The 13852-nt window shown below is 32.5% G+C and carries 11 protein-coding genes; 3 read left to right on the top strand and 8 right to left on the bottom strand.

The features are described from left to right. Nucleotides 1-540: hypothetical protein (locus M4I21_RS12285; RefSeq protein WP_249559470.1), on the top strand; the 540-nt coding region annotated here is incomplete at its 5' end. Further along, nucleotides 540-1295: a hypothetical protein gene (locus M4I21_RS12280; RefSeq protein ID WP_249559469.1), complete on the top strand. Its 756-nt coding sequence runs from the start codon at nucleotides 540-542 to the stop codon at nucleotides 1293-1295. The genes M4I21_RS12285 and M4I21_RS12280, both read left to right, overlap by 1 nt. A gap of 112 nt (nucleotides 1296-1407) precedes the next feature. Here the strand turns inward: M4I21_RS12280 and M4I21_RS12275 are convergent, their stop codons facing one another. The 8 genes from M4I21_RS12275 to M4I21_RS12240 all read right to left on the bottom strand — a co-directional run bounded on the left by M4I21_RS12275 (nucleotide 1408) and on the right by M4I21_RS12240 (nucleotide 11766). Next, the gene (locus M4I21_RS12275; RefSeq protein ID WP_249559468.1) at nucleotides 1408-1941 is read right to left on the bottom strand and encodes a DUF4442 domain-containing protein; all 534 of its coding nucleotides are present in this window, start codon (nucleotides 1939-1941) and stop codon (nucleotides 1408-1410) included. Between the two features lie 17 nt (nucleotides 1942-1958). Further along, nucleotides 1959-3587 (bottom strand): S41 family peptidase, encoded by a 1629-nt coding sequence (locus M4I21_RS12270; RefSeq protein WP_249559467.1) that lies wholly within the window; start codon nucleotides 3585-3587, stop codon nucleotides 1959-1961. Continuing rightward, nucleotides 3571-3981, bottom strand: coding sequence for a ribonuclease P protein component (gene rnpA / locus M4I21_RS12265; protein ID WP_249559466.1), 411 nt, complete (start codon nucleotides 3979-3981; stop codon nucleotides 3571-3573). Before rnpA ends, M4I21_RS12270 begins: the two co-directional genes overlap by 17 nt. A gap of 205 nt (nucleotides 3982-4186) precedes the next feature. Then, nucleotides 4187-6046 (bottom strand): M1 family metallopeptidase, encoded by a 1860-nt coding sequence (locus tag M4I21_RS12260; protein ID WP_249559465.1) that lies wholly within the window; start codon nucleotides 6044-6046, stop codon nucleotides 4187-4189. A gap of 2 nt (nucleotides 6047-6048) precedes the next feature. Beyond that, nucleotides 6049-7689: a S8 family peptidase gene (locus M4I21_RS12255; RefSeq protein WP_249559464.1), complete on the bottom strand. Its 1641-nt coding sequence runs from the start codon at nucleotides 7687-7689 to the stop codon at nucleotides 6049-6051. A gap of 92 nt (nucleotides 7690-7781) precedes the next feature. Further along, nucleotides 7782-8642: an MBL fold metallo-hydrolase gene (locus M4I21_RS12250; RefSeq protein ID WP_249559462.1), complete on the bottom strand. Its 861-nt coding sequence runs from the start codon at nucleotides 8640-8642 to the stop codon at nucleotides 7782-7784. Nucleotides 8643-8696: 54 nt separating this feature from the next. Next, nucleotides 8697-10907 carry a SulP family inorganic anion transporter gene (locus tag M4I21_RS12245; protein WP_249559461.1) on the bottom strand — a complete coding sequence of 737 codons (2211 nt, stop codon included), beginning with the start codon at nucleotides 10905-10907 and terminating at the stop codon, nucleotides 8697-8699. Continuing rightward, nucleotides 10888-11766, bottom strand: a complete 879-nt coding sequence (locus M4I21_RS12240) for a universal stress protein (protein WP_249559460.1) — start codon at nucleotides 11764-11766, stop codon at nucleotides 10888-10890. Before M4I21_RS12240 ends, M4I21_RS12245 begins: the two co-directional genes overlap by 20 nt. A 101-nt stretch (nucleotides 11767-11867) precedes the next feature. Between M4I21_RS12240 and M4I21_RS12235 the strand changes: the two genes are divergently transcribed. Beyond that, entirely contained in the window at nucleotides 11868-13721 is a 1854-nt protein-coding gene (locus M4I21_RS12235) for a cation:proton antiporter (protein WP_249559459.1), read from the top strand. The last annotated feature ends 131 nt before the right edge of the window (nucleotides 13722-13852 follow it).

Here is a 13852-nt window from a genome sequence, read left to right as displayed (position 1 = left end):
TTTGAAAAAGTAATGGGAAGCAATTACTCTTCAGAAGACGATGATTATTACAAAGATAAACCTATAAGTTTTCAGGCTAAATGGTTAGGGAAAATGTATAATCTCGATAAAACAAATGGTATAGACAATAGGCCTAGAATGGTTTATAGCATCGCCATAAAACTATCTGATGATACCGAGTTTTTAAAAAACAGAAAAGAGGGATATACATCTAGGTTAAAGCTAAGGGATTCCTCATTTTATAATTTACCCACCTTGGAAGGATATGTGCTTATTGACGGCCAACTTATTAATACGAATACAAAAATTAAAGACTTTAACCAAAATAGAAAAAATAATAAATTGCCCTTATATACACCATTGTTAGGTATGGCAATTTCCCAGGGAATAACCTATGGAAAAAGTTATTGTCTACCTGCATATAATAGTATTGGTTATACAAATGTTACTTTACTTTACAATGATGAAAACTATTTAGAAAAGAATTACAAGGTAACTACTATAAAAGAAGTTCGCTATAATTATCAACAGCCTTATTAATGAGCAAAATAATTAGCATTCTAATAATGGTATCTCTTCTTACGGCCTGCAATGGTATAAAAAAAGAGAACCTTCTTGCTGCAGATACTAATGATACAGTCCTAAATTTTCAAGACGCTTTAGAAAGTTATAAGGCACAAGAGCATCGTTTTGAAATTAAAGCTTGTAAATTGTATTATAATGAACAACATGTGGTCTTAGATAGTCTTCATCTTTTTGAAAAAGTAATGGGAAGCAATTACTCTTCAGAAGACGATGATTATTACAAAGATAAACCTATAAGTTTTCAGGCTAAATGGTTAGGAAAAAGACCTAATCTAGAAGAAACAAATGGTATAGACAATAGGCCTAGAATGGTGGCAAGCATCGCCATAAAATTATCTGATGATACCGAGGTTTTAAAGGATATAGCAGATGGTTATGAATCTATGGTGTCAGAAAGAGAAGCTGCATTTATCAATTTACCCACCTTAGAAGGATATGTGCTTATTGACGGCCAACTTATTAATGCGAATACAAAAATTAAAGACTTTAATAAAAACAGAAAAAATAATAAATTGCCATTATATACACCATTTTTAGGTCAAGGAAGATCTCAAGGAATTTGGTATGGGCAAAGTTATTGTAAACCGGCATATAATGGAGTTGGTTTAACAGAAATTACACTTTTTTATAATGATGAAAACTATTTAGAAAAGAATTACAAGGTAACTACTATAAAAGAAGTTCGCTATAATTATGAACAGCCATACTAATGAGTAAAATAATAACTATTACAAACGCCTGTTTGTAAAGAGTGCTGAGTATAAGTAAAAACAACGAAAGCTATCTAATAATTTAGGTCTACTTTTTTATATAAATCTAATACTACGCTTTAAGTTTCTTCCTATTGTTTATTTTTTGCTTGTAGAACTCTTTATTCGCTACATAAATGGTTTTATGTACCAAGCAAAAAGTAGTAGCACCATCTGCACTTTTTATTTCTGTAGTTTTTTTAATCTCAATTTCATTTTCTGTGACTATACGGTTTTTAATATCTTGTAGTTCTTCTTCGGTATAGTTAAAAACAGCATATACGTTCTCTTTTGCGGGTTTTTTAAAACGTATATCTGCGGCTTTATCCCAAACTACATAATCATCACCAATTAAATACAATAACTGTATCATTGGTATTGGGTCTACGGCAGAAAATAAACTACCACCAAAAATAGAATTCACATAGTTTCTGTTTTTCCAACTAATAGGAATCTTCACTTTTATGTGTAATAAATCTTTAGTAATTTCAATTATTTTACCCGTACTTCTTTTGTACATGGGCGAATAATTAAATCCGTATTTAAAAAGTATATGTTTAGAAAATATTTTTTGACCAACACTGGCCATTTTTTGGTAAACAGACATAATGTTTTATATAAAATCTACTTTAAATAATCGTTGTATTTAGTCGTATTATTAAGCAATTCTGTAGCAGTTAAAATAGCATCATCTTGCGTTAAGTAGTACTCGTACAAACCTTCTTTATAAAAATATCGTTTTACAATTTCGTCTTCAATATTTTTTACAATTTCATCTTTATACTTATCTAAAGCTTTAATTTTATTTTTATTAATATCAACTAAAAGGCTTTTGTATTTTTCTTGTATCTCTTCACCAAAAATAGCACTGTCATTACTGTTTATAGCAGCAGTTAATGCTTTTTCTGTTTCGGTTTCAAAAGAAAAATTAGATTCTTTTACAAACTCTTTAAAGGCCGTAAAATTTGCATCAGTAAAATTAAAATCTGCAATAGTATTTACGTTGTTGTTGTAATAGTAGTTGGTAGCATAGTCAAAAATAACATTGTTTAAAAGTAATGCCTTAGTAAGTGCATTGGTTTTAGCAGCGTCAATTTGTATTTCTGGTAAAACACCACCTCCATCTTGTACTTTACGTCCATTTTTGGTTTTAAAATCGTTAAACGTAGTGTTTTTAACAGCTTTGCCATCTGCATCTCTATGCCAGTAATCTAAAGATTGTATACATCTACCAGAAGGTGTGTAGTACCTAGAAATGGTTACTTTAAGTTGCGTGCCATAGGTAAGTTTAAGTGGTCTTTGTACCAAACCTTTACCAAAACTACGTGCACCTACAATTACGGCTCTATCTAAATCTTGTAAGCTACCAGAAACAATTTCACTGGCAGATGCACTAGAACCATTTACAAGCACAACCAAGGGTATTTCTGTATCTACCGCTGCGTTTCTTGTTTTGTATATTTTATTAAACTTTTTAACCTTAGATTTTGTGGTTACAATAAGCTCTCCTCTAGGAACAAATAAATTGGTAACATTTATAGCTTCAGACAATAAACCACCAGGATTTCCTCTTAAATCTAATATTATTTTTTTTGCGCCTTCGTTTTTTAAATTAACCAAAGCTTCTTTTGTTTGCGAAGATGCTTTTTGGTTAAACTTATTTAATACAATATAACCCGTTGTTGCGTCTACCATTTTATAAAAGGGTACTGCATCTACGTCTATATCTTCTCTGTTTATTGTAGTGGTGTTTGTTTTGTCTTGCCTCTTATAAACTACACTTATACCAGTATTACTAGCTCCTTTAAGTAGTTCTGTTGCATCATCTTTAAAAGTTGCAACATCTGTATCGCCAATCTTTATAATTTCATCTCCAGCCTTTAAACCAGCTTTATCTGCGGGCGAATCTTTATAGGCTTCTATAATTAGCATTTTGTCTTTGTACGTACGTACAACAGCACCAATACCAGAATATTTACCAGCATTGTTAATTCGGTAAGCCTCTACATCTTGTTCATTTAAAAAACGAGTATAAGGATCTAAACCATTTAGCATATTTTTAATGGCGTTATCCATTAACTCAGCCGGATTGGTTTCATCCACATAATTCATATTAAGCTCCTTAAAAAGCGTAGTAAAGATCTCTATTTGCTTCGCTATTTCAAAAAAATCGCCTTTAAAACTACTTGCTCCAAGTAAAATACAAACAGCAAAAAACGGAATTATTATTTTCTTTTTAAATAGCTTCTTCATTGGTTACTTTCTTATAAAATTTGGTAAGCGCCTCTATTATAGATTTCTCTACCTCTGCATAATCTGGCTTCTTTTTACCAAGATATAAAAATAGTAACGCAAAATCTTGATCTATGTTGTTAAAAACAATGTGTTTATTAAGCCTATACGCTTCTCGTAATAATCTTTTAATTCTATTGCGGTCTACAGCGCTTTTAAAATTACGCTTAGGCACAGTAACACCAACGTTTAAAGAGGTGTTTTCTAAACTACACGGTACGTAAATTAATTTTACAGGAAAGCTAGATACACTTTTACCATCTTTAAATAACTCCTCTATTAATTTCTTGCTTTTAAGTTTTTCTTTCTTTGGGTAAGAAAAATTAGGAGTAGTAGTATCTGCTAGGGTAGGCATTAAAGATGTATTAGTTAATTATTTTAAATGGATAAGATAACAGTGCACTTTGTATCTCGTTTTTTAAACAGAAACAAAGGTATTATAAAGATACTATTTTTAACTGTTTATTGTTTTTTATATCTAGTTTGATGTAATTTATGTGCACAAAAAAATCCGTTTAAAGAAAAACTCTAAACGGATTTTTAAAAATTAAAAGGAAGATTTACTCTGCCTCGTAAACATTATTTTCTTTGTTCACATCTGCCATAAGGTTAGATGGATCTAAAACAATTGCTTTTATACTTGCTTTTGGCTTGTTAATAGTAAAGCTATAGTTAGAGTTTGCCCAAGGCCAATCTGGTAATACAGTTCTTTTTAAATCTGTATATGGGTTTTCTTTTTCACCACGCATCATACGTAATGGGGCATAAAATGTTTCTTTTGTACCATCTGTGTAAACAACTAAAACATCTATAGGCATTGGCATTAAACCAATTCTTTCTAAAGACACGGTAGACGTATTATTAGCCTCTGTAACTTCTTTAATACCGTAATCTATAGTATTTGTAGTTTGTGTCCAGTCTGTTAAATACCAGTCTAGTTCCATACCAGAAACTTTCTCTGCTGTTCTTTTAATATCGTTAGGTGTTGGATGCTTAAATTTAAAATCTTCATAGTATTTATGAATCGTTTTTATTAAGTTCTCTTGTCCAATAATGTATCCTAATTGAGATAAAAAGATAGATCCTTTACTGTAAGCAGCAATGCTATAAGGCATATTTTCGTGGTAGCGATCTGCGTGTGTAGTTTGTGGTTGTTCTTTACCAGTACTTACCAAATAGTAATACCCGCGGTAAGACCCCTCAAAAGGGTTGTCTTTTTTCTGATCCATAACCTCGTTCATACATAAAGAAGAGATAAAAGTTGTAAACCCTTCATCCATCCACTCGTGTTTAGCTTCATTACTAGCTAATACGTGCTGAAACCAAGAGTGAGCCATTTCATGTGCAGTTGTACCTGCAAGGCTACCAAACTTTTTGCCACCAGCAATTAAAGTACTCATAGCGTACTCCATACCACCATCTCCACCTTGTATAATAGAGTATTGTTTGTATGGGTATTCGCCAATGTTTTTATTAAAAAACTGCATCATCTCTGCAGCTTTAGGTTGTAGTTTTTCCCAGTTAGCTTTAGTTTCTGCATCATCACCTTGGTATAAAAAGTGTAATAACGGACCATTTTCTACTTGTAAAGTATCATGAATATAATCTGGATCTGCAGCCCACATAAAGTCGTGTACCATTGGAGCTTTAAAGTGCCAAGTTAATTTTTTTCCACGTTGCTTTTTTACCTTAGTTCCAGGAGCTTCATAACCGTGCCCTATTTCATTCGCGTTTTGTAAGTAACCAGTACCGCCAACAACGTAATCTTTATCTATGGTAAGTTTTACATCAAAATCTCCCCAAACACCATGAAATTCTCTTGCGATGTAAGGATCTGCGTGCCAACCTTCAAAATCATATTCAGCTAACTTTGGATACCACTGTGTCATAGATAAGGATACACCATCATTACTATTGCGACCAGATCTACGTACTTGTAAAGGAACCTGACCTTTAAAAACCATATTAAAAGTGGTTTTAGCACCAGGAGCAATTGGCTTAGCTAATTCTACCACTAAAACAGTACCTTCTACATTGTATTTTACAGCTGTACCATCTTGTGTTAAAGACGAAACTTTAATAAAACCAATTTCATCTTCTTTTAACGTTTCAATTCTACTGTTTTTATCTTTGTCTGTCATTCTTCCATCAGGATCAGAAATACTATGCAAACGTGCATCCATCTCACTACCTGGTTGAAAAGCATTAAAATACAAATGATAATACACACGTGTTAACTCATCTGGTGAGTTGTTTGTGTATACTAATTTCTGTGTACCATCATACTGGTAATTTTCAACATTCATATCTATATCCATAGAATAGTCTACATGTTGTTGCCAATACGAACTATTCTGCGCAGATAAAGGAGAAAGCAGCGTTACAAACGCTGCTACTCCTGCAATTAATAATTTTTTCATATTTATAATTTTACTTGTCCTTTAGAAACACTTTCAGCTAATAAAAGTGCATTGTATAAATTTACCATTTTACCAGAAGTAGATAAATTATCTAATGTATTACTATTAGAAGGGTCACCACCAACAACAACCTTAGTTTTTGTAGGTATACCAGACTGCATAATAATTTTTTTAACTTGTGCAGCTGTTAATTTAGGGTACTGAGAACGAATTACTGCAGCAACACCAGCAACAGCAGGAGATGCCATAGAAGTACCGCCCATAAACTCATATTTACTACCTGGTACTGTAGAGTAAATTGCTGCACCTGGAGCAAAAACATCTACATTAATTTTACCATAGTTAGAGAAATCTGCAACCATTGTAGAACCATATTTGCTAGCTAAAGCGCCAACTGTAATTACGTTATCTGCAAATTCTGGACCATTTTTAATTTGGTCGTTAGGGTAGTTAGGATTGTTTTCATAATCATCTAAATCTGCACCATCGTTACCAGCAGCGTGTATAAAAAGAACATCTTTTTCTGCAGCGTATTTTAAAGCTTCGTAAACCCATTCTGCTTTTGGAGAAAATGCTTTACCAAAACTAGCGTTTATAACTTTAGCTCCGTTATCTACTGCGTAACGTATACCTAAAGCAATATCTTTATCGTACTCATCACCATTAGGCACAGCTCTAACGCTCATTAACTCAACATTGCTAGCAACACCATTAGCACCTTTACCGTTATTACGCTCTGCAGCAATAATACCAGCAACGTGTGTACCGTGACTTTCACTATCTATAGTGTTCATTGGGTTACCATTACCGTATTTAGTATCTGTAAGGTCGTAAGGGTTATCACCAACTGGTTTTCTACCATCAAAATCTTTATTTAAGTTGTAGTTTACTTGGTCTGTAAAGTATGTAATACCACCAGTAATGCTTTCTATAGCTTCAGGAATAGAAGGGCTAAAAGAATACATTTGGTTTAATGCGGCAAGGTTACGTTGCATTGCCTCATCTGTAGCTGTAATACCAGCTATATCTTCTTTTGTGTAGCTGTCTTTACCTAATTCTTTTTTAACAGCAGCATCTGCATTTTTTACAGTTTGTAAAATTTGCTCATATCTTTGTTTACTTGCTAAAGCCTCTTCATAATCAGGCTGAATTTTAGCCTTAGCTTTTGCTTGTAAAGCAGCATCACCTAGGTTTAATCTTAAAATTCTAGCAGCTTCTAGTTGTTCATTATAAGAATTTCCTAAAAAGTTATAGCCGTGAACATCATCAATAAAACCGTTATTATCATCATCTATATTATTTCCAGGAATTTCTTTTGTATTTGTCCATAAGACATTTTTAAGGTCTTCATGATTTAAATCCATTCCAGAATCCATAACAGCAACAATAACTTTGGTTCCTTTTTTGTTGCCAATAAGTTCTTTGTATGCTTTATCTACACTCATTCCTGGTATAGTGTCTGTTGCAAGATCTGCATGACCCCAGTTTTGTTTTTGTTGTTCTGTTAGTTCAGATACTTTTAATGGCAAAGCATCTATATTATCTACAGGAGTAGAAACTAAAGCAGGAGCAGATCCACAGCTAGCCATTATTAAGGCAATAGTAGATAAGCTTAAAACAGATTTTGTTATTCTGATATTCATATTGAGTTAATTTAATTTGTATTTTTTAATTGCGTCTAAAATTACTAATTTCTTAGTAAATGATTCATATAGTTAAGTTTATAGTATTCTCCTTACTTAAAGAGCTCGTTAAATGTGAAAACTTCATGTAAGCGCACTCCTTTTTCTGTGTGTTTTACAGTACATATTTCATTATGTGCATCATGCTCTAAAACCAAATGATAATTATTATCTGCAGCTGTGTTTAAAAACACTTCTTTTTCAGACAAGGTTAACAACGGTCTAGTATCAAAACCCATAACGTAGGGTAGTGGTATATGACCAACAGTTGGTAATAAATCTGCCATAAAAACCAAAGTTTTTCCTTTGTACTGTATATGTGGTATCATTTGTTTTTCTGTATGCCCATCCGCATAAAAAATACCAAAACCAAGTTCAGACTCAGCTTCAAATTGATGCTGATTTGGTTTTAAAAAGTGTAACTGTCCGCTTTCTTGCATGGGTAGTATGTTTTCAGTTAAAAACGATGCTTTTTCGCGTGCATTAGGTTTAGTTGCCCAGTTCCAATGATTTTCATTGGTCCAAAACTTCGCATTTTTAAAAGCAACTTGGTACCCCGTATGGTCTTTGTTCCAAATAGCGCAGCCGCCAGAATGGTCAAAATGTAAGTGTGTTAAAAAAACGTCAGTAATATCATCCTTACTAAAACCTAACTTTTTTAAAGACTTGTCTAACGTATGGTCTCCCCACATATAGTAATACCCAAAAAACTTGTCGGATTGTTTGTTGCCCATACCAGTATCTATTAATATAAGCCTGTTACCATCTTCTATTAATAAACAACGGCCAGCAATATCTATCATATTATTAGCATCTGCCGGGTTGGTTCTTGTCCATATAGCTTTAGGAACAACACCAAACATTGCACCACCATCTAACTTAAAATTTCCTGTTTCTATTGGGTAAATCTTCATAAATACAAAATTAGGTAAAGTAATATGTTTATATGATGCTATTTTATGTTAACATTATTGTAAAATTTGATGTAATTGCTTACCAAAATATAGCATTGCTTTTACTTCTTGTACACTAAGTAAACGTTCTTTTTTTATAATTAACAGTGCAGACCCATTACATTCTATGTGGTAATAAGGATTACTTTCTAAAAAAAGAATAAGTTCATCTGTAAATAATTGTTGTATTTGTGATGGTTTTTCGCCACTTAGGTAAAACCTGCGGTTAAAATCTGGATGGTTCTTTATACTTAATTCCTTAAAACCAGCTAAGCTATAAAGGTATTTTATAAGTCCTTCTTTGTCTAAAGTAAAAACAGGAACTTCCCTATCTAGTTTTATATGTAAAACGGTTGTTTTTATAACTTCTCTGGCGATAAAGGCGCCTTCAGTAAACTCTACATCCATAAGAGCAACTTTGTTGTTCTTTGCTTTAAGTTGATTGTAGAAATAACGTATTTCTCTACTTTTAAAGAAAATAAAATCGGTTAAAAAACGAGCATTTTTATTCTTCTCTGGTATGTAATCCCATTTAAAATCTGCCGCTGTATTTTTTAGTAACAACTGTCTTTTAGTAAGGTTACCTCCTACGGGAGCTAATTTTGTAGCAAACGGAAGTATTTTACGTATGGCAAATGGGTGTGCAGAGTCGGCACCGTGCTTATCTAACCCAATTAGCTCTATACTGCCGCCTTTTTTACTAAACGTATCAATATAACCTTCTAAACCATCCATTACAGTATGGTCTACAAAATTACACATAGAAAAATCTAGAACCACATCATTATCTTCTGGTATAGCATCTAGTTTGTTTTTTAGTTTGTAGAAATTTAAAAAGCTACAAAAGTATTTTACACTAATGTAAAAGTTACCACCATCTGGCTCTTTGTACATTAAAATATTTGGTTTTAGTAAGTTGCTAAAGAATAAAGAAAAACTCTTGTTTAGAACAATGTGAATAACAAGCGTAATTAAAATACCTGCACTAATACCGGTAATTAAGTTCGTAAATAATGTAGTTAAAAGCGTAACTAAAAATATAATTATTTGCTCTTTACCAATTTTAGCAACTTTTTGTAAGGTCTTTGGTGTGGCTAGTTTATAACCCGTATACACCAAAATAGCAGCTAGAGCGGCTAAAGGTATTTTACGTAATTGGTCTTGAAAAAGTAATACAAATGCCGCTAAAAAGAATGCATGAAAAAAGTTGGCAGATCTGTTTGTTGCGCCATTGTTAACATTTACAGAACTACGTGCAATAACAGTAACCACGTTTATACCACCTAAGAAACCACTAGCGATTGAGGCTACACCTAGGGCTTTTAAATCTCTGTTTACGTTAGAACGTCTGTTTAAAGTGTCTAATTTATCTACCGCTTTTATACTTAGTAAAGATTCTATACTAGCAATTAGCGTGATCGAAAAAACGGCTATAATAAAATTAGGTTGGTATACTTTAGAAAAATCTGGGAAGGCCAAATTAGAAGTAACATCTTCTGGTATTTTTACAAGAAAATTTTCGGTTAGCGGATAATTTATATTTAAACTAGCTAGTACATAACTTAATCCTACCACAAGAACAATAATCCACATTGGAGCGGGTATAAGCTGAAAATACTTGTTTCTAATTTTGGCATAAAAAACCATAATTAGGAGGCTAATAATACCAATGGTAGCAGCTATTAGTACAGCAACATCTGTGGTTTGCCATAAATTTTGTATACCAGCAGGAAATTGTAGTAACAACGGCACTATTTTACCACTAACATTGTTATTTCCTAACATGATATGAAACTGTTTAGACAAGATACCAATACCAATTGCGGCAAGCATACCTTCTATGGCAGAGGCGGGGAAAAAATCTGCAAGTCTCCCCATTTTTAAGAAACCAAGTACAATCATTACCAAGCCAGACACAATAATAGCGGCAAGTGTAAATAAATACCCTTGGTACAAATCACCATCACCTAAAGTGTAAATTGCACTTAGCAAAACAATTACCATACCGTTACCAGGACCAGAAATAGTAACATTAGAGCCTCCTAAAATAGAAACTATAAAACCACCTACAATCGCAGCTATAACGCCAGAAATTGGAGGTGCTTCACTGGCTAATGCCAAACCTAACCCTAGGGGTAGTGCTATTAATGAAACCACAAAACCAGAGAATATATTCTTTGGAAGTGCACTTACAAATGTTTTTGTTTTATTTGTTTTCGGAGTCAAATTGGTTACGTATTATAAATAAATCTGTTGGTAAATCAGATAAAATGTATTCTATATCGTGCGGAAAAATACGATCTAAAATTCCTGTTTTAGACGGAGCATTCATTACCAATAAATCTGCTCTAACAATCTCAGCATAATGGCCAATAGAGTATCCTCTTTTTCCAAAAATACCTTGATTTTTTATTTTTATTCCTTTCTTACAGGTATCAGGTATATCTTTTATAATTTCCCGAACCCTTTGTTCTTCGCGATGTTTTAATCGTTCTTTAACAATATTTGCTTTTTTTAGCGTTTTATCATCCTGTACAGTAACATGAATATCTTTTTGTAAAATTTCTTCAACAATTGTTATTTGTGGAGAACCAAGTGCATCTGCAATATAAAAAGCTGAATTTATAGTAAGTGGTGTATCTGGCGCATCTAAACCGTTTACAACAATGTTTTTACATGGTACACGCTCTTTAGACGGTTTTATAAGTAACAAAACGGAGCAGCAGACTTTACGTGTTAACTTTCGCGCAATAGAGCCTACGTAAAATTTATACATATTTTCTTTTTGTAAAGCTCCAAGAATCAATAAATCTATATTACTTGTTTTACAGGCAGTTGTAATTACATTTATAGGATCTCCCTCTTCCCATTTAACCTCTATATCTAAATCTTTATATTCTGTTTTATTTAAGAATGATGTAATTTTTGCTTCATTTTCTGTGGTTTTAGATCCTACGTGAAGCAGTATTAACTTGGCATTAAAAAAATGTGCAATTCTGGTAGTCTCCAAAATATTTATTTCCAATTTTGGTGAGAATGCAAATCCAAAAAGAATCGTTTTAAAAGGACGATTTTTATAAACCATAGACAAAATTTAGCCCAAGATAACATAATTATACAAGAAAGTATTTAGGATTGAAAATTGCTTTTTAAAATTAAAATACTATTTTTCAAAAAAAATGAATTATGCTGGAGTTAGCCGGAATTATAATATTAGGAATACTAGCGCAATGGTTTGCTTGGAAATTAAAATTACCCGCAATTTTACCCTTAATTTTAATAGGGCTAATTGTAGGGCCTATAGCCACTCTTTTTACAGAAGATGGTAGTAAAATAATAGAGCCAATTTGGAACGGAAAAACAGGTCTTTTTCCTGGTGATAGTTTGTACTACTTTGTGTCCCTTGCAATTAGTATTATTTTGTTTGAAGGCGGCTTAACTCTAAAGCGGTCAGAGATTAAAAATATAGGTCCTGTAATTTCTAAGTTAATAACTTTAGGTTCTTTAGTTACTTTTTTTGGAGCTGGAGTAGCTGCTCATTATATTTTGGGTTTAAGCTGGTCAATTTCATTTTTATTTTCAGGATTAATTATAGTAACAGGACCAACAGTAATTACACCTATTTTAAGAAATATACCGCTTAAAAACGATATTTCTGCGGTTCTTAAATGGGAAGGTATTTTAATAGATCCTATTGGTGCTTTGGTTGCCGTCCTGGTATATGAGTTTATTAGTGTTGGTGGTGGTGGTGACTTTACATTTACGGCATTGGTAGAGTTTGGTAAAATATTATTATTTGGTACCACATTTGGTTTTACGTTTGCACACGGTTTAACAGCGGCTGTAAAGCGTAATTTTATACCGCACTATTTACTTAATGTAGTGTCTTTATCTATTGTATTACTTGTTTTTGTAATGTCAGATGTTTTTGCACACGAGTCTGGTTTATTAGCAGTAGTAGTTATGGGTATGGTTATGGGGAACACAGATTTACCAAATATTAAGGAGTTACTTTACTTTAAAGAATCTTTAAGTGTGTTGTTAATATCTATCTTATTTATACTACTATCTGCAAATATTAATATATCAGATTTAGAGCTTATTTACAATTGGAATACTTTGATATTATTCGCAATTATTGTTTTTTTAGTAAGGCCTTTGGGTGTCTTTTTAAGTACAAGAGGTTCTAATTTAAAGTTAAACGAAAAACTATTTATTAGTTGGGTTGGCCCAAGAGGTATTGTTGCAGCAGGTATAGCTTCTTTATTTGGTTCTAAATTATTTTCTAAGGGTGTTCCTGGGGCAGATTATATTACTCCTTTGGTTTTTGTTATTGTATTAGGTACGGTTTTACTTAATGCAACTACCGCAAGGATGTTTGCAAAACTGGTTGGTGTTTTCTTAAAAAGATCGGAGGGTATTTTAATTATTGGTGGCTCCAAATTATCTAGATTAATTGCTAATTACTTAAATGACCATAATAGACATGTGGTATTAATAGATAATAACCAGACCAATATAAACAAGGCAAAAAGTTTAGGTTTAGATGCTATTAACGCTAATATTTATTCAGATTCTTTAACAGATAATATTGAGTTAAGTGATATGGGTTACGTTATGGCACTTACAGCAAACTCAGATATTAATAATTTTGCAGTTAAAAAGTTTGGAAAGCAATTTGGTGAAAACGGATCTTTTAGATTGGTAAATGCAGATGAGATGAATGACCCAGAGAATAACCCTAAAGAAGGTTTGTTTTCTCATACAGATGATTTTATTAGGCTTACAGAAATAACTCGTAAATACCCAGCTATACACGAAATAAAATTAAAAGATCAAACCCATTATGAAGGTTTAATAGAGATTACAAAAGCAGATGAAAATATAGTGCCTTTATTTTTAAAGTTTCCAGATGGTGAGCTTCATATTATATCTTCATTTAGTAAAGAATTTACAGACATAACAGAAGAGTTTCAGCTGGTATATTTAGGTAAAATGTTTGATGTTGATACCCAAGCAGAAACATCAGAAGAAGAATAAAAATTAAGTTCTTTATATCGTAAGGCTTCCTATTATAGGGAGCCTTTTTTTGTTTTAGGGAGTAACAACTGGTCAATAAAAAAATAGGGTTCACCCCTTTTTTACCCCAATTTGTCAGAAAATGATTTTTA

Origin of the sequence: Cellulophaga sp. 20_2_10 (genome assembly GCF_023476645.1) — a bacterium.
Classification (GTDB): domain Bacteria; phylum Bacteroidota; class Bacteroidia; order Flavobacteriales; family Flavobacteriaceae; genus Cellulophaga.
This window is presented reverse-complemented; position numbering and strand designations above follow the sequence as displayed.